The sequence below is a fragment of the Hamadaea sp. NPDC050747 genome (assembly GCF_040654195.1).
In the GTDB taxonomy this organism is placed as follows: domain Bacteria; phylum Actinomycetota; class Actinomycetes; order Mycobacteriales; family Micromonosporaceae; genus Hamadaea.
On sequence record NZ_JBFAHM010000004.1, the window covers coordinates 243752 to 264457 of the forward strand.

Sequence of the window (20706 nt, forward strand, 5' to 3'; positions counted from 1 at the left end):
GCCTTCACGAGCCGAGCGTCACGACCTCCTCCAGTGTGGACAGCGGCAGTGGCCCGTGTCCCAGCACGGCGTGGTGGAAGTCGCGGATGTCGAAGCTCGCGCCACGGGCCGCCCGCATCCGCTCCCCCAGTTCCTCGATGCGCAGCTTCCCGATCATGTACGCCAGCGCCTGCCCCGGCACGGCGATGTACCGGTCGACCTCGTTGGTGATGTTGCTCATCGACAGCGCCGTGTTGTCGCGCATGTAGTCGATGGCGCGCTGCCGCGACCAGCCGAACTGGTGCATACCGGTGTCGACGACGAGGCGGCAGGCCCGCCAGGCGTCGAACGAGACCATGCCGAGCCGGGTCGTGTCGTCGCTGTAGAGGCCCATGCGATCCGACAGGCGCTCGGCGTACAGGCCCCAGCCTTCCCCGTGCGCGGTGATGTAGGTGTACCGGCGGAACTCGGGCAGCTCCCGCTGCGCCTGCGCCAGCGCGATCTGCAAATGGTGGCCGGGCACGCTCTCGTGGAATGCCAGCGCCTCGTACTCGAACCGCGTACGGGTCTGGGGGTGCAGCGTGTTGATGACGTGCGCGCCCGGCCGCGTCCCGTCGCCGGTCGGCGGCTGGTAGTAGCCGAGCACGGAGTTCTCCGCCTCGGCCGCGTCCATCTCGCGTACCACGCAGGGGGCCAGAGAGTAGTCGCGGAACCAGTCCGGCAGCGCCTCCTCGGCCCGGCGGAGCGCGCCGGTGACGGTGTCGACGATCTGCGCACTGGTCTCGAAGCGCAGCGCCGGATCGTCGCGCAGCCGGGCGATCACCTCGTCCGGGTCGCTCGTGCCGAGCACTTTGGCGCCCCGTTCGGAGAACTCCTCACGCAGTCGCGCCACCAGGCGTACCCCTGTCTCATGAATCTCGGCCGGGGTGAGCTCCGTGGTGGTGTGCGCGCGGACCAGGCCGAGGTAGGCGGCCTCGCCGCCGGGCAGCCCGCCCACGCCGACCTCGTCGTCGCCGCGGCCCGCCGGCAGCAGACGGTCCGCGAGCAGCTCGCGGTAGCGGGTCAAAGCGGGCCGCACCGTGCCGCGGACCAGGTCCTCCGCGCGGGCCAGCCAGCGCGTGCCGTCCACGTCCGCGCCCGGCCGCGGGCTGATCAGCGGGTCGCTCTCCAGGTCGCTCGACAAGTACGCATCCAGCTGCGCGACCGCCTGCTCGACGCCCAGTCTCGTGGGAGTACGCCCATCGGCGAGCGCTTCGACGTGCCGGTGGCCGAGGGCGTCCAGGAAGCCGCCGAGTCTCTCCAGGCGCGCCAGGTACGCCTCCGCACCGGCCGGGTCGGCCACCGACGCGGTCGGGATCGTGCCGACCAGCAGCGGCACCACTCCGGCGATGCTCGCGTTGACGGCGACCTCGTCCAGCCCGCCCCGGAGCACCTCCTGCTCGTCGGCGAGCACCCGGGTGAGCCAGGCGTGGCTGACCCGGTCGGTCTCCCCCAGCGTGGCCGGGTCGATCTCGGCGACCTTCGCGGCGATGCCGCCGAGCCGGTTCGCGGCCCGGTCGGCGGCCGCCCGGCTCGGGTCGGGCACCTCGGCGTCGTAGCCCGTCACCCCGAACACCGTGGCGCCGAACGGGTCGTGCTCGTTCCTCGCCCGGAAGTACTCGTCGCCCAGTGCGGCGAGACGCGCGTCCTGTGTCGTGTCCATGGTTCAGCAGCCTATTAGCCTTGGAGTCGTGCAACCGACCGCTGACGCCTCGTCCAACGGCCCGCCCTCCGCGTTCTCTGGCGCCTCGCCCGACGCGTCGTCTGGCGCCTCGCTCGGCGCTGGGGCCGACGCCGAGGCCGACGTGCTGGTGGCGTCGCTCGCTGAGCGGCTCACCGCGCTGACCTTCGCCGGCCGCTCCGCCGACGAGGTCTCTCAGCTGATGCTGGACGAGATCGTCGCGTGGGGCCGCGATCGCGGCTGGCGGGTCTACCGGAGGGCGGCCAGCGTCGCGAAGCTGCCGCCGCCCATGGACAAGCAGCATTCCTATGTCGACGTCGCCTTCGCCCGTCCCGACGGCCGTCCCGTCGTCATCGAGGTCGACCACACCGACCGGCGACGCACCGTGGACAAACTGCTCGAAGAGTCCGCCGCCGGGCGTGTCGCGATCTGGGTCCGCTGGAGCAGCCGCGCCATCGCCGCCCCGCCCGACCCCGTACGCCTCGTCGCCGTCCCGGTGACCTCGAACCGGGGGCTGCACTCGCGGCGGCCCGACCTGCCGGTGCCGTCGCACAGCTCCACCGACCTGGCCGACGCCGAACAGCCCGACCTGTTCTGACCGCGCCGCTTACGTCTGGGGGTGATCATCGCGTCAGCCATGCTGCTTCGCGCGGCGAAATGTCCGCTCAAACAGCATGGCTGACGCGATGATCAAGCGATGCGGTGTGCGGCATCTGCCAGGCGTCGGCGAGGCGGGACTCGGCGAGGTTCTCCCCACCGCCGAAGAACTCGCAGAACTTCATGATCAGCGGATCCCAGGCGACAGGGTCGACGTATGCCGTACCCGGGATGCCCACCTGCTCGTGGACGTACGCCCGGAGCACCTTGGCGTGAAACGCGGTCGCGCTCAGGTCGCTCAACGGATGGGCCGCCGTCACGGTGCACTCCAACTGGATCGGGCACTCCTGGACGCGCCGGGGGCGTACCAGCTGGGACTTCTGGGGAGTGAGGCCCGCGGCCTGGAACTTATCGGCGACGTGGTGGTAGCCCATGGTCGCCTTGTGGGCCGGGACGTCGGCGCGGCCGGTCGTGAGCGCGAGCCGGTCGACCGCGGCGACCAATGTGGAGGGTACGAGGTTGAGCACACATTCGCCCTCGCGGCGGAGGTTGGCGGCGGTCTGGGAGGAGTTCCCCAGCCCGAGTACGCACTCCTGACCGAGCCACCACGCCGAGGACATCGGCGCGAGATTGGTGGTCCCGTCCGGATTGCGCGAGCTGATCATGACGACAGGGGTGCCGAAGTAGAGGACCTTGAGGTCGGTTGTCTGATGCACATCACGATCGTGGCCTGGTACGACGCCAGGTGCTGGCGGGAATCGGCCGTCACGATCATTGGAGCAGGCGGTTGGTCCAGCCGCCCTCGATGATGCCGTCGCCGTCGATCCAGATGCCCCAGTCCACGATGTCGGCGACCTCGACGAACGCCGGTCGCCCGGCCCGGACGGTCGGATCGGTCTCGGCGTCGGACATGCTCACGCCGTGCAGGCGGTCGGGATCGGTCCACGAGGTCACCGTCGACCAGACGAACTCGTCGGCGTCCTTGGTGTGCAGGTGGTGTTTCACCAGCAAATGCGCGGGCGGCTCGATCTCGCCGGCGAGGAAGCGTGTGCGGGCCGACGGAAGCGCGGCCCGAGCGGTCGCGATGGCCGTCTCCATCTCGTCGCTGTGCTGCGACCGCAGGACGCTGGTCGACGGCGTGTCGAACAACGCCGCGCAGATCTGCGCGAGGAATTCGCCGGACGAGGCCGGGAAGTCGTCCGGCGGGACGACCGTCAGGAACGTCTGCTCGTCGAACTGGTCCGGCGGGTCGAGGCGCAGTGGCAGTTGCACCGTCGCCGTCGGATCGCCGCCCGTGTGATCCCCGTACGCCTCCGCGACGTCGGCACTGGTGACGGTCAGGATGCGGGGAACGCTGACGAACGCCGGGTCGTCCGTCTCGTCGACCGCCCGCGACCAGTGCCGGAGCAGGACGACGGCGGCGCCGCTGAGCGCTGCGGTCCACGGCCCGGCCAGCGTCGGCGGCACGTCGAGCACCTGAAGCTCCGGCAGCCCGTAGCGATCGAGTCCCTTGGTGGTCATCCAGATCCCGCGGTCGTCCGGCGACTGCGGTACGAGCACCCAGCGGGTCAGCGTCACCCGGCCCTCTTCGTCCGGCAGCGTCTCCAGGGCCTGCCGCGGATTCAGGATCTGCGGCATGAACGCGTCGATGAGCGTACCGGGGAGGTCCTGGGCGAGTGCGGCGGCGACGCCACGGGCGTGCCACTCGTGCGCGGGCGGCCACCCCGGCCGGAACGCCGCCTGGCAGATCACGACATGGGTGGCGGTGGAGGCGACCCCCAGCTCGGCCGGGGTGGCGCCGAACATCCGCAGATAGTCCAGCGGCAGCGGCGGCGCTTCCTCGACCGGCCAGACCTCCAGCGTCAGCAGCGGCCCGGCCAGCATCTGCAGGGCGCCCGAGCGCAGGGGCTCCGGCAGCCGTAACGCGGCCTGCGCGGCCGCCACGTCGATGTCGTCGGGCGGCGAGGACGTCGTCACGACGTAGGTCGCCTGGACCATCTCGGGAACGCTGAGGGTCACCACGTCGTCGGAATCAGCCACTCAGCCATCGTGCCCAAGATCGGGGCTCCCGGCTAGTACGACGCGAGGTGCGGCGCAGTCGATCATGCCGCCGCGGAACGATCAGTGCTCCGGGGACACGGCTCGCCGGTCGATCACGACCGTTAGTTCATGATCGCGCGGAAAGGGGTTCGGGCGGGGAGGCGAGCGCCGACACGACGACGTCGCACGGGTCGGTGACGGCGTCGATGTCGCGCACGGCGCAGGCGACCCGCCGCAGCAGGGCGCGGAACGCGTCCCGTTCGGCCGGCGACAACGTGCCGAGCACCGTGTCCTCCGCTGTGCGTACCCGTTTCTGGAGGTCTTTGAGGGCGCGACGGCCCGCCGCCGTGGCGACCACCTTGCGCTGGCGGCGGTCGGCCGGGTTGAGCTGCCGCTCGACGAGCCCGGCGGTGACCAGGTCGTCGATGAGGTAGGTCATCACGGTCCGGTCGATGCCCAGGTACGCCGCGAGCGCGAGCTGGCTCGGGTGCTCGCCCCGGACGACCTCCGTGAGCGTCTGGTAGCCGCGCGGGCCGTGGGGGAAGTCGCCCAGTTCGGTGACGACCGTGCTCTGGTACGCCCGCAGCAGCACGCCCAGGCCCCACCCGAAGTCGTCGTGCTCCCGATCCATGACGGGAAGCATACCCGCCGAAGCGCGGTTGCACCTATCATCTGCGCGACATACGATCTGCTCGGCAACACGTATCGGGGAGGACACATGGAGTTCGGCACGTCGATAACCCCGGCCAACGGGGGCGACCCGGTCGGGTTGGCTCGGCGGAGCGAGGAGCTGGGCTTCGACCTGGTCACCTTCCAAGACCATCCGTATCAGCCCCGGTTCCACGACACCTGGACGCTGCTGGCCTGGGTCGCCGGGCAGACCGAGCGCATCCGCCTCGCGGGCAACGTGCTGAATCTGCCGTTGCGCGAACCGGCGGTGCTGGCGCGCAGCGCGGCGAGCCTCGACCTGCTGTCCGGCGGGCGGCTGGAGCTGGCCCTGGGCGCGGGCGGCTTCTGGGACGCGATCGAGGCGATGGGCGGTCCCCGGCGGGAGCCGCGCGAGGCGGTCGAGGCCACCGACGAGGCGATCGACATCATCCGTGGTCTTCACGACGCTGGAGATCCGACGCCGTTCCGCTATCACGGCACGCATTACCGGGTGCCGAACGCGCAACGGGGTCCGCTGCCGGCCCACCACATCCCCCTTTGGCTGGGCGCGCTCGGCCCCCGGATGCTGCGCCTGATCGGCCGCAAGGCGGACGGCTGGCTGCCGAGCCTGGGCCGGGTGACCCCGGACGGCCTCCGGGCGGGCAACAAGCTGATCGACGAGGCCGCGATCGCGGCGGGCCGGGATCCGTCGGACATCCGCCGCATCGTGAACGTCACGCCCGACGTTCCGCTGGCGGTGCTGCGAACCCTGGAAGCGGACACCCTCATCCTCTACACCGACGAAGTGTCCGAGATGGAGCGGTTCGCCCGGGAGATCATGCCGGTGCTGCGCGAGACGAACCGCCGGCCCACCCGGCCGAGCTGGGCGCGGGCGAAACGGCGCGAGGGAATCGACTACGACGGGGTACCGGCGTCGGCGGAGGCGGTCGAGCCCGGCGACATCGACTTTCCCCGCCTGAAGTCGACCTACCTGCGCGGCGGGAGTCCCGGGATCGTGCTGCGACCCCGGACGACCGCCGACGTGGTCGAGGCGCTGGCGTTCGCGCGCCGCCATCGCGACCTTCCGCTCGGCATCCGCAGCGCCGGGCACGGCATCAGCGGACGGTCCACCAACGACGGTGGCATCGTGCTCAGCGTCGCGCGGCTCGACCACGTCGAGATCGTCGGCGACCGCCGGATCCGCGTCGGCCCGGGCGCACGCTGGGCCGACATCGCCCAGACGCTCGCGCCCCACGGGTGGGCGCTCACCTCGGGCGATTACGGCGGCGTCGGCGTCGGCGGCCTGGCCACCGCGGGCGGCGTCGGCTGGCTCGCGCGCAAGCACGGGCTCACCCTCGATCACTTGCGGTCCGCGGAGGTCGTGCTCGCTTCAGGCCAAGTCGTACGCGTTGACGCGGCGCACGACGCCGATCTGTTCTGGGCGATCCGGGGAGCCGGCGCCAACTTCGGGATCGTGACGGACTTCGAGTTCGACGTCGACGAGGTCGGCGACGTCGGGTTCGCTCAGCTGGCCGTGGACGGGAGCGATCCGGCCGGGCTGCTCGAACGGTTCGGCGCGGCCGTGGAGGCCGCACCCCGCGACCTGACGGCTTCGCTCATCATGGGCCGGCCCCGGCCGGGGGCGTACGCGACGATCCTGGCCGTCGTGGACAGCGACGACCCCGAGACGATCGTGTCGCAGCTGGAACCGGTGGCGTCCGTCGCTCCGCTGCTCGACCAGCGCGTCGTCCTCACCCCGTACGCGGGGATCATGGCGAACGCGAGCGGGGCGGACCACGACGGCCAGGGTGAGCCGGCGGCGCGATCCGGGCTGATCGAGCACCTGACGCCGGAGTTCGGCGCCGCCGCCGAGGAACTGCTGCGCAGCGGCGCAGTCCACTTCTTCCAGCTCCGCTCGGTCGGCGGCGCGGTCGCCGACGTCGACCCCATGGCGACGGCGTACGCGAATCGCTCGGCGAACTTCTCGGTGACCGCGCTCGGCGGCAGTCAGCGGCGGCTCGACGAACTCTGGGATCGCCTGCTGCAGCCGCATTTCTCGGGCAGTTACCTCAGCTTCGACACCGACCGGCGACCGGAACGGCTGCGTGACGCGTGGCCGCCGGAGCATCTGGCCCGGCTACGCGAGCTCAAGCGCCGCTACGACCCGGACGGTCTCTTCCGCGACAACTTCTACCTCGGGGACCACTGATGACCGACTACGGACACGACCTGCAGTTCGGGGTGTTCGTCACCCCGGCCGCCCACCCCGCGCAGCACGCCGTCGAGCTGGCCGTCGCCGCCGACCGGGCCGGGCTCGACCTGGTGACCTTTCAGGACCACCCGTACCAGCCGCGCTTCCACGACACCTGGACGCTGTTGAGCTACGCCGCGTCGCGTACGTCGCGGGTGCATGTCAGCGGCAACGTCCTGAACCTGCCGCTGCGGCAGCCCGCCGTCCTCGCCCGGGCCGCCGCCTCCCTGGATCTGCTCTCGGGCGGCCGGTTCGAGCTGGGCATCGGCGCGGGCGGGTTCTGGGACGCGATCGAGGCGATGGGCGGGCGTCGGCTGACCCCCGGACAGTCCGTCCAGGCCCTCGAAGAGGCGATCACCATCTTCCGCGAGATCTGGAACCCGGCCGAGCGGGGCGGCGTACGCGTCGACGGCGAGTTCTATCAGGTACGCGGAGCGAAGCGCGGTCCCGCCCCGGCGCACGACATTCCGATCTGGCTGGGCGCGTACAAGCCGCGCATGCTGCGCCTGATCGGGCGGAAGGCCGACGGCTGGCTGCCGTCGCTGGGCTACCTGCCGGGCGGCCCGGCCGAGCTGGCCTCGCTCAACGCGGTGATCGACGACGCGGCGACCGCCGCCGGGCGTTCACTGAAGGCCATCCGGCGGCTCCTGAACGTCGGCGGGCAGTTCTCCGCCCGGTCCAACGGCTTCCTCAACGGGCCGCCGGATCAGTGGGCCGAAGACCTCGCCGGGCTGACCCTGGAGTACGGCGTGAGCACCTTCATCCTGGCCACCGACGACGCCGCCACGATCGAGCTGTACGCGGCCGAGGTCGCGCCGGCGACTCGCGAGCTCGTCGCCGCCGCCCGCTGACCCGTCCGCTCGCGTCACGTCGGGCGCTTCCGCCCGCGTCGCGTTGCGCGCTTCCGCCCCGTCACGTTTGGCGCTGGATCAGGGTTCCCGGTCGAATCTTGGGCCATGATTCGACCGGGAACCCTGATCCAGTGCTGAAGGGCCGGCCGAGAGTGGAAGGCGGACGGTGAACGTCGTCCGGCCCGGTTCGCTGGCCACCGAGACGCTCCCCCGGTGTGCCGTGACGACGGCCTGCACGATGGCGAGGCCCAGCCCGGTGCTCCCGGCGGTACGCGACCGCGAGCCGTCGCCGCGGGCGAACCGTTCGAAGATGTGCGGCAGCAGCTCAGGCGGGATGCCGGGACCGGCGTCGGAGACGCTCAGCTCGGCCTCGTGACCCGAGGGCGCCACCGTGACGGTGACGACGGTCCCCTCCGGGGTGTGCGTACGCGCGTTGGCCAGGAGGTTCGCGACGACTTGATGCAGGCGCGCCCGGTCGCCGGTGACGACGACGGGTTCCTCGGCGACGTCGAGCCGCCACCCGTGCCGGGGACCGGCGGCGTGCGCGTCGCTGACCGCGTCCACCACGAGCGAGGACAGGTCGACCGGCTGATACTCCAGCGGGCGTCCGGCGTCGAGGCGGGCGAGCAGCAGCAGGTCCTCGACCAGGCCGCTCATGCGGTGCGCCTCCGACTCCATCCGGCCCAGCAGGTGCGCGACGTCGTCGGGGAGGTCGTGGCGGCGGCTGAGTTCGGCGTACCCGCGGATGGAGGCCAGCGGCGTACGCAGTTCGTGACTGGCGTCGGCGACGAATTGGCGTACCTGGGTCTCGCTGGCGTGGCGGGCTTCGAGCGCCTCACCGACGTGGTCGAGCATCCGGTTCAGCGCCGCGCCGACCTGGCCGACCTCCGTACGCGGATCGGTGTCCCGCTCGTCGACCCGTTGTGGCAGCTCGACCTCGCCGCGATCGAGGCGTACCTGGGAGACGCGGGTGGCGGTGGCGGCCACTCTCGACAGTGGACGGAGTGCTCGGCGGACGATCACCGTTCCGCCGATCGCCACCGAGCCGAGCACGAGCACGGTCGCGGCGCCGACGACGATCGTCAGTAACAGCACCGTCTCCTGGGTCTCCTCCAGCGGCAGCCCGGTGATCAAGACCGCCCCGTCGTCCAGCTGGCGCGCGACGACCCGGTACGCCCCCTGGTCGCACAGCTCGATGGTGTGCGCCCGGCCGTCCACCGGGACCGCCAGCAGATTCGCGTACGCGTCGCTGAGGTCGGGCGACGTCTGGCCCTGCTCCGACAGGACGGACGCCGAGGTGACCTGGCCGTCGCAGAGGCGCGCGTTGAGCGTCCCGATGCTCTGCCCGAGCACCCAGTTGTCCTGGTCCGGCTGGCCCGAGCAGCCCTGGCCGGAAGAATCGGCGGCGGGCTTCGGTTTGTGGTTGTCGTAGCCCTTCGGCGCCCGGGTCGCCGCCGCGGTCAGCTGCTTGTCGATCTGACCGTTGAGCGTCTTGGTCAGGGCGACGACGGTCGTGATGCCCACGGCGAGGAACGCCAGAGCCAGCAGCGTCGTCATCGCCGCCACCAGCCGGGCGCGCAACGTCCAGGCCGACGGGCGCGGGAGCAGCCTCCTACGCGGCCGGCTTGAGGACATACCCGGCACCACGCATCGTGTGGATCATCGGCACCCGCCCGGCGTCGATCTTCTTGCGCAGGTAGGAGATGTACAGCTCGACCACGTTGGCCTGGCCGCCGAAGTCGTAGTTCCAGACGCGGTCGAGGATCTGCCGCTTGGACAGCACCCGGCGCGGATTGCGCATGAGGTAGCGCAAAAGTTCGAACTCGGTCGCGGTCAGCTCGATCGTGTGGCCGCCGCGGCGAACCTCCCGGCTGTCCTCTTCGAGCACGAGGTCGCCGACGACCAGCATCGACTCCGACTGGGACTCGGCGCGCACCGAACGGCGTACGAGGGCGCGGAGGCGGGCGACGAGTTCCTCGACGCTGAACGGCTTGGTGACGTAGTCGTCACCGCCGGCGGTGAGCCCGGCCACCCGATCCTCCACCGAGTCCTTGGCCGTCAGGAAGAGCACGGGCACCTCCGGGGCGTCGGCGCGCAGCTTACGCAGCACCTGCAGGCCGTCGAAGTCGGGCAGCATCATGTCGAGGACGACGGCGTCCGGCCGGAACTCCCGGGCCGTACGCACCGCGCTGCCGCCGTCGGCGGCGCTGCGTACCTCCCAGCCCTCGTAGCGCAGCGCCATCGAGAGCAGCTCGGCCAGGGTGGGCTCGTCGTCCACCACGAGCATCCGGACGGGACTGCCGTCGGCTCGCCGCAGTTGCCCTCGCTTGGCCGAGCCGGCCGCCGAAGCCACTGTCACCGACGTCACCGTGGCTGAGTTCACCGAGGCTGGATTCACCGTCATGCCCTCGATGATGCGGGTGATCGCTAGAGGCCCGCTTTTCGTTCGCTGTGTGTTCCCTGTACTTGCCGGCAACCTTCCGGCTCACACGTCACGCCTAGCTCGGGACCGCTGAATGCCGCTGGCGGCCGGTGCTCGCGAGATCGTTGCGGCAGACATGCTGTTTCCGGAGGCGAAATGCCGGAGAATGCAGCTTGGCTGGCGCAATGATCGAGCGGCGGACCTTCGGCGCCGGTAGCCTGGGCGCATGGGCGGCATCCGGGTCGGCACCGCCTCGTGGACCGACAAGACCCTGCTCGCCTCCGGGTGGTATCCGCCGACGGCCGACACCGCGGAGAAGCGCCTGGCGTACTACGCCCGGCAGTTCCCGCTCGTCGAGGTCGACGCCACCTATTACTCCCCGCCCGCCGAGCAGACCGTGAAGCTGTGGGCCGACCGGACTCCAGCCGGGTTCACCTTCAACGTCAAGGCGTTCAGTTTGCTCACCGGACACCCCACGAAGGTGTCGTCGATCTTCAAGGACCTGCGCCCGGAGACCGACAAGTCCTCGGTGTACCCGCGTGACCTGGACCCGAAGACGACCGACGAGATCTGGGAACGGTTCCTGTCTGCACTGCAGCCGTTGAGCGACGCGGGCAAGCTGGGTGTGCTGCTCTTCCAGTTCCCGCCGTGGTTCACCATCCGGCGCTCGAACAAGGACTACATCCTGGAGGCGGCCCAGCGGTGCCGGCCACTGCCGATCGCGGTCGAGTTCCGGCACGCGTCCTGGTTCGCCGGGGACAACCGCGCCGAGACGCTGGACTTCCTCCGCCGGCATCATCTGCCGTTCGTCTGCGTCGACATGCCGCAGGGCCACAAGACCTCGATCCCGCCGGTCGTCGAGGCCACCGCCGATCGCGCGGTCGTCCGCTTCCACGGTCACAGCGACGGCTGGACGAGCCGGGACATCTACGAGAAGTTCGGCTACCTCTACTCGGAGCGTGAGCTGAAGGACTGGGCGCCGAAGCTGGAGAAGCTCGCCGACACCACCGGCGAGACCCATGTGCTGATGAACAACTGTTATTCGGACTACGCCCAGAGGAACGCCAGGCAGCTGATTGACTTGCTCACCAGCGAAAACATGTCCTGATCACCTGACCAATGGGTTTGCATGTCGCTCCTAGTCCCGATAATATCGCGATCATGAGCGCCGCACCATCGGCTCACCCAGACTTCGCGCTCCTCAGCGACTCCTGGGAGTTGACTTTGCGTGCCGATGGCTACGCCGCCAACACCCTCAGCAGCTACCGCCGAGCACTGGCTCACTTCGCCGCATGGCTGGCCGTGCATCAACCCGCCGCGGGACCAGCCGACGTCACCCGCGAGCACGTCCGGGCCTGGATCGTGCACACCCGCGAGACCACCTCCAGCGGCACCGCCCGCTCCGAGTTCGCCGGCGTGCGGCACTTCTTCCGTTGGGCGCTGGCGGAGCAGGAGACCGGCCACGACCCGACCGATGGCGTCAAGACACCCGCGCCCAATGACACCCGGACTGAGCTGCTCAAGGTCGACGACATCAGGGCGCTTCTGGCCACCTGCACCGGACGCGACTTCGTCTCCCGCCGGGACAGCGGGATCGTGTACCTATTCGCCGACGGAGGGCTACGCCTTGCGGAGCTGGCCGGGCTCACCGTGGATGACGTGGACCTACATGAGCGTAGCGTCCTGGTGCAGGGCAAGGGCACCAACCGATCGGGGCCCCGTCGGCGCACGGTATTCCTCGGCGTGAAGGCCGCGCAGGCGCTCGACCGGTACCTGCGGGAGCGCCGACGGCACCCGTATGCGTCGCTGGCACAGCTATGGCTGGGCGATCGGGGCCGCGCGAACCTGACCCCAGACGGCATCGACGCGATGCTGAAGCGCCGGGCCGAGCGCGCCGGTATCGGTCACATCTACCCGCATCAATTCCGACACACCTGGGCGGACGGGTTCCGGGCCGCCGGGGGCTCCGAGGGCGACCTGATGGTGACGGGCGGCTGGCGCTCCCGGGCGATGCTCGACCGGTACGGCCGCAGCAACGCGGAGGGCCGCGCGAGGGAGGCGCAGCGCCGCCTCAGCTTCGGCGACCGGCTCTAGAGACCGCTGACGTCGCGGGGCAGCACGATCACACGATCGCGCGCGGGCCGGGAGACCACGGCGAAATAGGCGGTGTTCAACTTGTCCGCCCGCACCGGGTGCTGCGCGCCGCAATGCTTGCACACGAGGCGCAAGCCGTACGTGCGCCAAACCTGGCCCACGCTGTCGGCCCCGTCAATTCGCGCGAGCAGCCTAGTCAATCCAGCCATTTGCAAGCACTCGTAAGCGGCCGCGTATGACACGTCGGCGGGGGGCGCGGCGAAAAGAGCGGCGGCGACCGCATCCTCGTCAAGATGGAGCATCTCGTCGGGCACGGCCCGAAAGAATGACGGATGCAGGATGCCGCCCGTCATCTGGTCGAGTAGGTGCTTGCAGCACTCACAGAGCAGTCGCACCCGTGCGCCGCTGGTTCCGGCCGGGGGGACCCGCTCCTGTTTTGCCTGCTGGCGACGCATGGACGCCATGCTAACCTGGTCGGACAGGTTCACACATCGCCCGTCTGCGGAACCCCCTAAGTCGCTTCCGCGACGCGCACGTCACTGGCTGGCTCTGGCGTCACTCCCGGCCGCAAACCTCATCCCGGCGGATGCGGGTCGAGGAGCTGACGTCCCCGTGGCCGCATCCACCAGCATGACCCCTGAGCAGAGGTCGCAGCGCGCCCGCCTGGCGGCGCTCGCCCGCTGGTCCCGCGAAGATCCCAAGCCCTCCGGCCTGCGCGCCAATGCTGGGCTGCGCGCGAAGTTCACGCGCGAAGTCGAAGCCGAGTACCCCGGCCTTCCGCCAGCCGAGCTGGCCCGCCGTGCCGAAGTCAGATTCCGCGAGCACATGGTCCGGCTCGCATTGGCTAGCTCGAAGGCTCGGGGTGCTCGCAAGGCGAATGGCGAGTCGCCATGACCGACCCCGATCACCTCTACCACTCCGCAGACCTCGTCTGTTTTGGTGGCACCCACCCCGTCTGGTCTGTGGGTCCCAACGGTGAACTCTGGCCGTGGCTGATCGACCTCGCGCACGAGCACCACGAGGGTGACGTCTGCTGCCACATGGCGACCCCCGCACACGAGCAACTCGGCCGGCTGCCGCGCGAAATCCGTGCCCGCCTCAACCCGTGCCAGGCGATGACCCGGGCCGGCGACGCCTGCACCCAGGCCGCACGACCCGGCCAGCCGTTCTGTCACATCCACGCATCGCGGACCGAGAGGCGGTGACCGTGATGGGTGCTAAGAACGTCATCGCCGCGCTGACCCTCTACTCCGACAAGGTCTACCTCGGCGAGAGGAACGGCGGCATACCCCCGATCTCGCTGATTGTGCTGGTGCACATGGCCGCCCACTCCCGCGACAAGGACGACCCGCCGTTCTACGAGTACGGCCATGACCACATCGCCGCGTCGGCGCTGGGACGGCCGCGACCCACCAGCCAGAACGACCGAAACGCCGATCTCAAGGCCGTTCAGCGCGCAATCGAGCCGCTGAGAAGGATTGGGGCCGTAACCATCGTGCGGAGGCCGACCGTGCGCCGTGACGGCCGGAACAGCACGACCCGCTACGTCCTGAACCTTAAGACGGTCGTCGATACCGAGCGGACGAACATCGTCCAGCGTCGGACAGCTCACGGTGGACGAACCTCGTCCGGTCACGGTGGACGTAGTGCGTCGACACGGGGGACGACCCTCGTCGACACGGGGGACGAACGTCGTCCCCCTAAGGAGTACGAGGAGTTACTCCGTAAGGAAGAGGACGGCGTGGCGGCAAGAAAGCCGCCGCCAGCGCCCGAGGAAGAAATGGTTGCTGTTCGTACGGATCTCGCGGTTCCGCGCGCGCGAGAGGCCGCGAACGATCAGAACACATCGACCACGACAAACCAGCCGACCTGTCCTGACTGCCGCGTCTATCTCGACCGCGATGGCTCCTGCTTCATGTGCGGGAGTTCGTCATGACCGGACAGCACGACCTTGAACACAGCTGCGTCCTCGATGGCGAGCTCGACGACCGGTCACACACCGGCGAGATCCGCACCTGCGCCGCTCACGGCTGCGGCGCGCGTTACGACGACGACCCGGCTGGCTACCAGGCGCACTCGGTCGTGTTCGGCCACCAGCCCCGGAGTCGGCGATGACTACGCCGGAGCCGACGGCAGCCGACCGGCCCGCTGAGCGCCACGCTGACGGCCCAACGCGGCCAAGCGCATACCTCGGTGACCAGGCGAAATGGCGTGAGCGCCTGGCCGCCGTCAGGTCGCGCCAAGATTTTTTAAGCCAGGCCACCCGGACACCCCCCGATCCACCGTGTCCCCGTTCTCCAGTTCGTTCGCGGAGGTTTCGCGAACGCCTGGGGGCCGCCGCCGAGCACCGAGCCGCAGATTTTCCTGCGGCCAAACCGATCGGAGGACTCCGGTCCCGACATGCTGCACCGAACATCGAGAACAAGCGATACGAAGTGAGGAACGAATGACCGACGACAACATGAACGATGACCTGATCGACCTGCCGCTTGAGGTGCCGTTCCCGTTGTACGCGCAGCTGACCGCCTTGTCCGCGCGTAAGGGTCTGGCGGTTCGGGAGATGGCGCTGGCGCTGCTCACGGTCGCCTTGGTGCCCGCCAAGATCCCCGAGGACGCCGATGCGACGTTGATCGCCGCCGCAAGGGCGTTCCTGGCTGGCGACTTCGATGCGATCACCAACCTGCTCGCCGACGTCGACGCCCGTCTGCTGCTGGGTACCGCGTTGGGGATGATCAACAGCGTTGGGCTGACCCTGCACGACGGCGACCATGACGCCTGGGACGCCGAACTGCTGCGCGGGCTTCAGGGAACGGCCCGGCCTGGCGATATAGCAGAAGATTGATCTTCCCCGGTAGACTGGAACCGAGCGCATCGCGAACCGGGCCGACGCGGTGGGGGCAGAAGACCCCCGCGCAGCGTCAGATGAACGCCTCCTCGGCCCGGGGGTGGTGACCTCCCCGTGTCAGGAGCAAGCGTCGGGAGCAGATGACCGACGGCGCGCCCGTAGCCGAACCGCCAGACGAGCGGATTCGAGCGTCCGGGCTGCGCTTCGACACACACCTAAATCTGTCTATCCCCCAAGGTGTGTGTGTTTCCATGGCTACAACCCTTCCCGAGCTTCTGCGCACGCTGGAGACCCAGCGCGCCGGAGCGCGGCGGCGCGAGCAAGATGCCGTCGCCACCATCAAGGACATCTGCGCCAAGGCCCGCCAGGAGGGCCGCGCGAATCTCACCGCGTCCGAAGACATCCGCGTCGCGTCGCTGCAACGGCAGCAGGAGCAGGCGCGCGCTGAGGCGGACCGGCTGGGCCGGGATCTCGCCGAGGCGCAGGATGCCGCCACCGACGAGGTTCGCGACGCGCGGGCGATGCAGACCCGTTCCGCCGAACCGCGTACAACCGGCGCGTCCCTGCCGGCCTATGACCGGGTGGCCCGCATCGGTGGCGAGGCGCGGTCATACCGGCCTGACCACGACCCGAGGGGCAAACGCTTCTTGTCCGACGTGATCGGCGCGAAGCTGGGCGACTATTCGGCCAGCCAGCGCTTGGCACGGCATAACGACGAGGAGCGCGTCGAGAACCCGCAGTACTTCACGCGTGCGGCCGGTGACGCTGGTACGGGCGCGTTCACGGGCCTAGTGGTGCCGCAGTACGTGACGGAGTTGTACGCGCCGAAGGCCCGCGCCCGTCGGCCGTTCGCCGACAATTGTCTGCATCACGACCTCCCGGCCGAGGGCATGACGGTGAACATCTCGGCGATCACGACAGGGTCGTCGGCGGCGTTGCAGGCGTCGGAGTTCACGACGGTGTCCGCCACGAGCATGGACGACACCTTGATCACCGAGAACGTGCAGACCTGCGCCGGCTCCCAGGACGTGTCGCGGCAGGCGATCGAACGCGGCACGTCCATCGAAGAGACGGTCATGGCCGACCTGTTCGGCGCGCACGCGTCCTCCCTGGATTCGACGCTGCTCAACCAGGCCACCACGGGCCTGGCCGCCATCTCGGCGTCGCAGACCTACACCAACGCCACCGTGGATACCACGGCGATCCCAGCCGCGTGGAAACAAGTCATCCAGGCGCAGAACGCCGTCGAGCTGGTGCTGCTCGGCCAGGCCCCGGTGTCCCATGTGGTGATGCATAATCGTCGATGGAATTGGTTGTGTGCGGCGATCTCGTCCTCGTGGCCGGTGATCGCCGGCACGAACGTGCCGCCGCAGTCCTGGGGGCTCCAGCTCACGAACGAGTACGGGCCAAGCGTCCGGGGGGTGACCGCGTCCGGGCTGAAGATCATCGTGGATGCGAACGTCTCGACAACCTGTCTGGCGCAGGCGACCACCGGCGGGACGCAGGACCACATTTACGTGGTGGCCGGCGACGAGTGTCACCTGTGGGAGGACCCGAACGCGCCCATGTTCATCCGGGCCGACCAGCCGCGGGCGAAGGATCTTGCGGTGGTCCTCGTCGCGTACAGCTACTTCGCGTACAGCTTCCGGCGGTACGCGAACGGTTCGGCCGTGATCAACGGCACCGGGCTGGCGACGCCGAGCTTCGCCTAAACCGAGGCCCTTTGCCTCATTTACCCGCCCCCTGGCCAGATCCCAGGGGGCGGTGCCGTCAGACGCGGCTACGCGTATGCAGCTCCCGCATCGGTGGCAATCTCTTCCCTGGCCACAGCGCGTATTTCCTGGATTACATCGCCCAGCTCGTCCACTTGAGAGCCCAGCAAGACGGTCAGCTCCTGGAGTTCGGCAGCGTCGTCCTTCGAACGGGCCGAGACTTCGCGTTCGTTAAGGTCGCACCACCGGTCATAGTTTCCGAGCACAACCAAGATGGCTGGTTGAAACTTCTCCAGTGTTGCTCGGAATTCCTTGCTTCCGTACAGCTCTGTGAGCGCGTCCAGACGTGCGCGATGTACAAGCTCGGAACCTTCACCTTCCCAACGTTTCTTCAGGTTGATGCTGATCCGGAGCGTGTCTCTTACGAGAGCAAACCATGTCAGGACCTCGGTGTACGCATCTCGCTTTAGCTGCTCAAAGGCCAGCCTTCGGTTGTGCTTCTCGGCGCGGCGCGCGCTGAAATTGCTCGAAATCAGCTGAATCGCACTGCCCGCCAAGGCGAGCCCACCACCGACAGCCGCGCCCCATATTGCGGCCACAACTTCCGTATCCATCTAAACTCCCGAATCTTGTTCCAGGATTGACTAGCTCACCTTGGTACCGGAATCGGCGATGAACGACAGAAGCTCGCGGCCGAGCGAAGTGATAGCTGATGCCCACAGCCCGTTTTCCGTCATCATTCCGCTCAATGACTGGCTTATCAGACCAAAGCTCGTTAGGGCGCCCGCGTAGCGATCGATTAGATCGCGACGGCCCGCAAGCTCGGGCATACCAGCTTCGACGATGTCGGCCTTGGGGCCGGCGTAGATGTTCGGTCGGCTGATGCCGTGACTCTCGAACCAGCCAGGCGGGTCGGAGAGCAGCTTCAGCATCCGCACGTGAGTAGGCGTCAGCCGGTCGATCATGTCGAAGAACAGCTGTTGCGTGTCGAGATCGGGCGCGCCCGGCATCACGGAGTTCACGACTGCATTGCGCAAGATCTCAAGCTTCTCCACCCTGGATGTGCGATCGGCGATCTGCGCCGCCGTGGTCAGCGCGTCCATGAACGCATCCTCACTGATCAGCTCTGCAAAGGTGCCGACCTGGTCTTCGAGATCATGGACTTTCTCGGCGAGATCGTTCAGCCAGCGAGTGCGTCGGTCTGCTAATCGCCGACCGGCGAGATCGTTGAGGGCGACCTGTAGGGCGCTGCCTATGGCTGGCACGAAGGAGAGGGCGATCTCCGCAGATTTTGTAAGCCCCTGCTTTCGGTCGCTGTCTTCTGGAAATGGCTCCATAGTGGCATGATGCCGCACGGCCCCCACCATCCCCGCTAGGGTTCATCACCGGTCGCCTTCGTCGAAGGTCAGCAGGCTGTCCACGGCAGCTGTTGCGGCATGGCGGCGGCGATGAAGTCATGCGGTGATGTGCTCCCTGCATCTCGATGCAGCGCATGCCCAAGGACTGAACCCGATAGTTCTTCTACTGCGTTACCGCCGAGGTGTCACCGTGCTCGATCGCATGCTGCTGGCGCACCTGATTCTGCATGGCCATGCGCTCACGGCGCTTGGCTCGGGTGCTCTGACCAGGAGGGGGCGGTTCTGGCCCCAGATCCACATCAAGCTTGATCACCTTCAGGTCCTTGGAGATGGCGCGATGACGCATCCCTGTGTCGTAGGTGATCAACGTGACCTGTCGTTGGGCTAGTGGCTGGATGCTGGCCAGGCGATCGATCAGCTCGTCGTCATCGCTGGGCAGGCGGACATGACCGGGCCGGTCCAAAATGATCTCCACTGTGACTTCGCCGCGTGGAATCCGATTGTCACCTTCGCCGGAGAAGCCAGCCGCGAATAGTCTGGCCGGTCTGCGGGGGTCCGCGACGATCCGGTCCAGGACCGCCAGCGTGTATCCGGCTCGCCACCGGATGTGAACGTCGTTCTTCTCCTTCAGTCGGTCCAGTTCATCGATGACTACCATCGGGATCAGTAGCCGGATCGGTTCAAGAGTTCCGTGGAGGATCTGCTGAAGGTCTAGTTCTTCGATCTTGTCGCCGTGAAGGAAGACGCCGGTATCCATCGCGACGAATCGTTCCCCGTCGTCCGGCCAGCGTTCGGTCTGCCGCTGAAGGTCGGAGATCAAATCGTCGAGGATCCTGACTCGGGAATCCAGCTCCGCGTACAACAGGTTCAAGATCGCCTTGCTATGAAGCTCTCCGGCACCTAGAAGCAGCTCATAACGTCTGGTCAAAATTAGACGGTCAATGTCTCGCGGGCTTACCTGATAGGTCAGCATCGACACGGCCCGGTTGGCCCATGCCACGTACTCAGCGACACGCTGCGACGGTCCCGAGCCATCCGACGTCCCTCTATTGCGAAGATTCTGTGCGTCTGACGAAATCGCGTTGAGCGTCTGAAGCAGGTTCGCCCGGTTGGCCCCCGGGACCATGTCAATGAACATCGGACTATGTTCGCACCGCGGTACGGCGGTGTCTCAAACGGTTTCGGCCCCCGGGTCGCTCAGCGCCATGTTTGCTGAGCCACACAGCTTGCCCTCGGGTCGTCGGATACGTGCAAGCGGCCCCGCGGCCATCTGGGAAACCGGGGCGCTTGAGTTAGTGATCAAATCGCCGTGCGCGGAAAGCGCTGATGCCGTCCTACGCCACCTGCTCGATGCCGGAGACCTTCGCCCAGGGGACGTAGGTATTGGGCCGGCTGTTGGGCACGGTGAACGACAGGCCCTCCGGGAGCCATTCAACGTCGCCGGTGGCCGCGTCCACGACGTCGGCGTTGCCGTTGGCCGGGTTGATGTAGAAGATCCGGACGGTGACGGCGGTGGCCCACCAGGTGGGCTCCAGGAATTCGATTGTGAGCCGGGCCATGATCATGCTCCTTTCGAGCGGATGGGTCAGACCTCTTAAGCCCCGACCGCGTTTGGCGGCCTGGGCTCGTACGGTCTACCCGGCTGCAACATCTTCAGACGTAACCAGCGCGATCGCGTCGGCCAGCTGGCCGGCCAGCCGCCGCGCCGCGTCGAGGGACAGCAGCTCGTCGCCGACGCGCACCTGCGGCGGGTGCTCGTAGATGACGCCGGATTGCTGGTCCACCAGCTCGACCAGGCGAATCGGCTCGGCCCAGATCGACCCACCCGTCTCGGTCGGGATCGGCTCAACCGCCCCGGCGCACTCCCGTAGCTCCGCCACGTCCTCGTGCACCCGGCCATGTTCAGTGACGCACCAGGGTGGGCAAGGTGGCATGTCATTCATGATCATCCCCGTTGGTTAGTCTCGATAAACACGTGCATCGGCTTCGGTTCTGAGCGCTGTTTCCGCAGGTGAGCATGCCGCTAAATGGATCACAGACAACTGCTATTCAGACTACGCCCAGCGCAATGCGAGGCAGCTCCTCGATCTGCTGACGGACACCGACTGAGCTGGGGCGGACGGCGTTCCCACCGGGGTTCGACAGACGTCGATGATGTGATCCACGACATGCCCGCCTGGGGCCGGGCA

General features: G+C 68.4%; 23 protein-coding genes. 11 read left to right on the top strand and 12 right to left on the bottom strand.

Annotated features, from left to right (window positions below):
* Positions 1-4 precede the first annotated feature (4 nt).
* Complete coding sequence (locus tag AB0H43_RS10460) at positions 5-1681, bottom strand: DUF885 domain-containing protein (RefSeq protein WP_359998980.1); 1677 nt, start codon at positions 1679-1681, stop codon at positions 5-7.
* A 28-nt stretch (positions 1682-1709) separates the two neighbouring features.
* On the opposite strand from AB0H43_RS10460, the gene AB0H43_RS10465 reads away from it, so the two are divergent.
* Positions 1710-2297, top strand: a complete 588-nt coding sequence (locus AB0H43_RS10465; protein ID WP_359998981.1) for a hypothetical protein — start codon at positions 1710-1712, stop codon at positions 2295-2297.
* Between the two features lie 67 nt (positions 2298-2364).
* Here AB0H43_RS10465 and AB0H43_RS10470 read toward each other — a convergent pair whose 3' ends face one another.
* From AB0H43_RS10470 to AB0H43_RS10480, 3 genes are all read right to left on the bottom strand, one after another.
* Positions 2365-3012: a flavin reductase family protein gene (locus AB0H43_RS10470; RefSeq protein WP_359998982.1), complete on the bottom strand. Its 648-nt coding sequence runs from the start codon at positions 3010-3012 to the stop codon at positions 2365-2367.
* A gap of 55 nt (positions 3013-3067) precedes the next feature.
* Positions 3068-4336, bottom strand: a complete 1269-nt coding sequence (locus AB0H43_RS10475; RefSeq protein WP_359998983.1) for a DUF2314 domain-containing protein — start codon at positions 4334-4336, stop codon at positions 3068-3070.
* 127 nt (positions 4337-4463) lie between these two features.
* Complete coding sequence (locus tag AB0H43_RS10480) at positions 4464-4967, bottom strand: MarR family winged helix-turn-helix transcriptional regulator (protein ID WP_359998984.1); 504 nt, start codon at positions 4965-4967, stop codon at positions 4464-4466.
* Positions 4968-5054: 87 nt separating this feature from the next.
* On the opposite strand from AB0H43_RS10480, the gene AB0H43_RS10485 reads away from it, so the two are divergent.
* Together AB0H43_RS10485 and AB0H43_RS10490 are read left to right on the top strand one after the other, a co-directional pair.
* Positions 5055-7193 (top strand): LLM class flavin-dependent oxidoreductase, encoded by a 2139-nt coding sequence (locus AB0H43_RS10485; RefSeq protein WP_359998985.1) that lies wholly within the window; start codon positions 5055-5057, stop codon positions 7191-7193.
* Positions 7193-8086, top strand: a complete 894-nt coding sequence (locus AB0H43_RS10490; protein ID WP_359998986.1) for an LLM class flavin-dependent oxidoreductase — start codon at positions 7193-7195, stop codon at positions 8084-8086. Before AB0H43_RS10485 ends, AB0H43_RS10490 begins: the two co-directional genes overlap by 1 nt.
* Before the next feature lie 78 nt (positions 8087-8164).
* Here the strand turns inward: AB0H43_RS10490 and AB0H43_RS10495 are convergent, their stop codons facing one another.
* Positions 8165-9643: a HAMP domain-containing sensor histidine kinase gene (locus tag AB0H43_RS10495; protein ID WP_359999327.1), complete on the bottom strand. Its 1479-nt coding sequence runs from the start codon at positions 9641-9643 to the stop codon at positions 8165-8167.
* Positions 9644-9698: 55 nt separating this feature from the next.
* Positions 9699-10373 (bottom strand): response regulator transcription factor, encoded by a 675-nt coding sequence (locus tag AB0H43_RS10500; protein WP_359999328.1) that lies wholly within the window; start codon positions 10371-10373, stop codon positions 9699-9701.
* A 361-nt stretch (positions 10374-10734) separates the two neighbouring features.
* Here AB0H43_RS10500 and AB0H43_RS10505 point away from each other — a divergent pair, with 361 nt between their 5' ends.
* On the top strand, positions 10735-11616 hold the full coding sequence (locus tag AB0H43_RS10505) for a DUF72 domain-containing protein (protein ID WP_359998987.1): 882 nt from the start codon (positions 10735-10737) through the stop codon (positions 11614-11616).
* Positions 11617-11669: 53 nt separating this feature from the next.
* Entirely contained in the window at positions 11670-12602 is a 933-nt protein-coding gene (locus AB0H43_RS10510) for a tyrosine-type recombinase/integrase (RefSeq protein ID WP_359998988.1), read from the top strand.
* Here the strand turns inward: AB0H43_RS10510 and AB0H43_RS10515 are convergent.
* Positions 12599-13057 carry a hypothetical protein gene (locus AB0H43_RS10515; RefSeq protein WP_359998989.1) on the bottom strand — a complete coding sequence of 153 codons (459 nt, stop codon included), beginning with the start codon at positions 13055-13057 and terminating at the stop codon, positions 12599-12601. The genes AB0H43_RS10510 and AB0H43_RS10515 overlap by 4 nt on opposite strands.
* A gap of 157 nt (positions 13058-13214) precedes the next feature.
* On the opposite strand from AB0H43_RS10515, the gene AB0H43_RS10520 reads away from it, so the two are divergent.
* From AB0H43_RS10520 to AB0H43_RS10545, 6 genes are all read left to right on the top strand, one after another.
* Positions 13215-13496: a hypothetical protein gene (locus AB0H43_RS10520; protein WP_359998990.1), complete on the top strand. Its 282-nt coding sequence runs from the start codon at positions 13215-13217 to the stop codon at positions 13494-13496.
* Positions 13493-13807, top strand: a complete 315-nt coding sequence (locus AB0H43_RS10525) for a hypothetical protein (RefSeq protein WP_359998991.1) — start codon at positions 13493-13495, stop codon at positions 13805-13807. The genes AB0H43_RS10520 and AB0H43_RS10525 overlap by 4 nt, the downstream gene beginning before the upstream one ends.
* On the top strand, positions 13804-14538 hold the full coding sequence (locus AB0H43_RS10530; RefSeq protein ID WP_359998992.1) for a hypothetical protein: 735 nt from the start codon (positions 13804-13806) through the stop codon (positions 14536-14538). Before AB0H43_RS10525 ends, AB0H43_RS10530 begins: the two co-directional genes overlap by 4 nt.
* A complete protein-coding gene (locus tag AB0H43_RS10535; RefSeq protein ID WP_359998993.1) occupies positions 14535-14717 on the top strand; it encodes a hypothetical protein in 183 nt (60 codons plus the stop codon). Before AB0H43_RS10530 ends, AB0H43_RS10535 begins: the two co-directional genes overlap by 4 nt.
* Positions 14718-15048: 331 nt before the next feature.
* The gene (locus AB0H43_RS10540) at positions 15049-15444 is read left to right on the top strand and encodes a hypothetical protein (RefSeq protein ID WP_359998994.1); all 396 of its coding nucleotides are present in this window, start codon (positions 15049-15051) and stop codon (positions 15442-15444) included.
* A 254-nt stretch (positions 15445-15698) separates the two neighbouring features.
* On the top strand, positions 15699-17159 hold the full coding sequence (locus tag AB0H43_RS10545) for a hypothetical protein (protein ID WP_359998995.1): 1461 nt from the start codon (positions 15699-15701) through the stop codon (positions 17157-17159).
* 68 nt (positions 17160-17227) lie between these two features.
* On the opposite strand, the gene AB0H43_RS10550 is transcribed toward AB0H43_RS10545, so the two are convergent.
* The 5 genes from AB0H43_RS10550 to AB0H43_RS10570 form a co-directional block, all read right to left on the bottom strand.
* Positions 17228-17773, bottom strand: coding sequence for a hypothetical protein (locus AB0H43_RS10550; RefSeq protein ID WP_359998996.1), 546 nt, complete (start codon positions 17771-17773; stop codon positions 17228-17230).
* Between the two features lie 30 nt (positions 17774-17803).
* Positions 17804-18496, bottom strand: a complete 693-nt coding sequence (locus AB0H43_RS10555; RefSeq protein ID WP_359998997.1) for a hypothetical protein — start codon at positions 18494-18496, stop codon at positions 17804-17806.
* A 184-nt stretch (positions 18497-18680) separates the two neighbouring features.
* Entirely contained in the window at positions 18681-19655 is a 975-nt protein-coding gene (locus tag AB0H43_RS10560) for a PIN domain-containing protein (protein ID WP_359998998.1), read from the bottom strand.
* Between the two features lie 196 nt (positions 19656-19851).
* Positions 19852-20076 carry a hypothetical protein gene (locus tag AB0H43_RS10565; RefSeq protein WP_359998999.1) on the bottom strand — a complete coding sequence of 75 codons (225 nt, stop codon included), beginning with the start codon at positions 20074-20076 and terminating at the stop codon, positions 19852-19854.
* Between the two features lie 75 nt (positions 20077-20151).
* Positions 20152-20409, bottom strand: a complete 258-nt coding sequence (locus tag AB0H43_RS10570) for a hypothetical protein (RefSeq protein WP_359999000.1) — start codon at positions 20407-20409, stop codon at positions 20152-20154.
* Positions 20410-20706: the final 297 nt, after the last annotated feature.

Excerpts from the sequence above, each read along its gene's own strand:
- AB0H43_RS10460 (WP_359998980.1), bottom strand. The coding sequence starts at position 1,681 with ATGGACACGACACAGGACGCGCGTCTCGCCGCACTGGGCGACGAGTAC.
- AB0H43_RS10480 (WP_359998984.1), bottom strand. The coding sequence starts at position 4,967 with ATGGATCGGGAGCACGACGACTTCGGGTGGGGCCTGGGCGTGCTGCTG.
- AB0H43_RS10485 (WP_359998985.1), top strand. The coding sequence starts at position 5,055 with ATGGAGTTCGGCACGTCGATAACCCCGGCCAACGGGGGCGACCCGGTC.
- AB0H43_RS10490 (WP_359998986.1), top strand. The coding sequence starts at position 7,193 with ATGACCGACTACGGACACGACCTGCAGTTCGGGGTGTTCGTCACCCCG.
- AB0H43_RS10495 (WP_359999327.1), bottom strand. The coding sequence starts at position 9,643 with ATGACGACGCTGCTGGCTCTGGCGTTCCTCGCCGTGGGCATCACGACC.
- AB0H43_RS10500 (WP_359999328.1), bottom strand. The coding sequence starts at position 10,373 with ATGCTCGTGGTGGACGACGAGCCCACCCTGGCCGAGCTGCTCTCGATG.
- AB0H43_RS10505 (WP_359998987.1), top strand. The coding sequence starts at position 10,735 with ATGGGCGGCATCCGGGTCGGCACCGCCTCGTGGACCGACAAGACCCTG.
- AB0H43_RS10510 (WP_359998988.1), top strand. The coding sequence starts at position 11,670 with ATGAGCGCCGCACCATCGGCTCACCCAGACTTCGCGCTCCTCAGCGAC.
- AB0H43_RS10515 (WP_359998989.1), bottom strand. The coding sequence starts at position 13,057 with ATGCGTCGCCAGCAGGCAAAACAGGAGCGGGTCCCCCCGGCCGGAACC.
- AB0H43_RS10525 (WP_359998991.1), top strand. The coding sequence starts at position 13,493 with ATGACCGACCCCGATCACCTCTACCACTCCGCAGACCTCGTCTGTTTT.
- AB0H43_RS10535 (WP_359998993.1), top strand. The coding sequence starts at position 14,535 with ATGACCGGACAGCACGACCTTGAACACAGCTGCGTCCTCGATGGCGAG.
- AB0H43_RS10540 (WP_359998994.1), top strand. The coding sequence starts at position 15,049 with ATGACCGACGACAACATGAACGATGACCTGATCGACCTGCCGCTTGAG.
- AB0H43_RS10545 (WP_359998995.1), top strand. The coding sequence starts at position 15,699 with ATGGCTACAACCCTTCCCGAGCTTCTGCGCACGCTGGAGACCCAGCGC.
- AB0H43_RS10550 (WP_359998996.1), bottom strand. The coding sequence starts at position 17,773 with ATGGATACGGAAGTTGTGGCCGCAATATGGGGCGCGGCTGTCGGTGGT.
- AB0H43_RS10555 (WP_359998997.1), bottom strand. The coding sequence starts at position 18,496 with ATGGAGCCATTTCCAGAAGACAGCGACCGAAAGCAGGGGCTTACAAAA.
- AB0H43_RS10560 (WP_359998998.1), bottom strand. The coding sequence starts at position 19,655 with ATGTTCATTGACATGGTCCCGGGGGCCAACCGGGCGAACCTGCTTCAG.
- AB0H43_RS10565 (WP_359998999.1), bottom strand. The coding sequence starts at position 20,076 with ATGGCCCGGCTCACAATCGAATTCCTGGAGCCCACCTGGTGGGCCACC.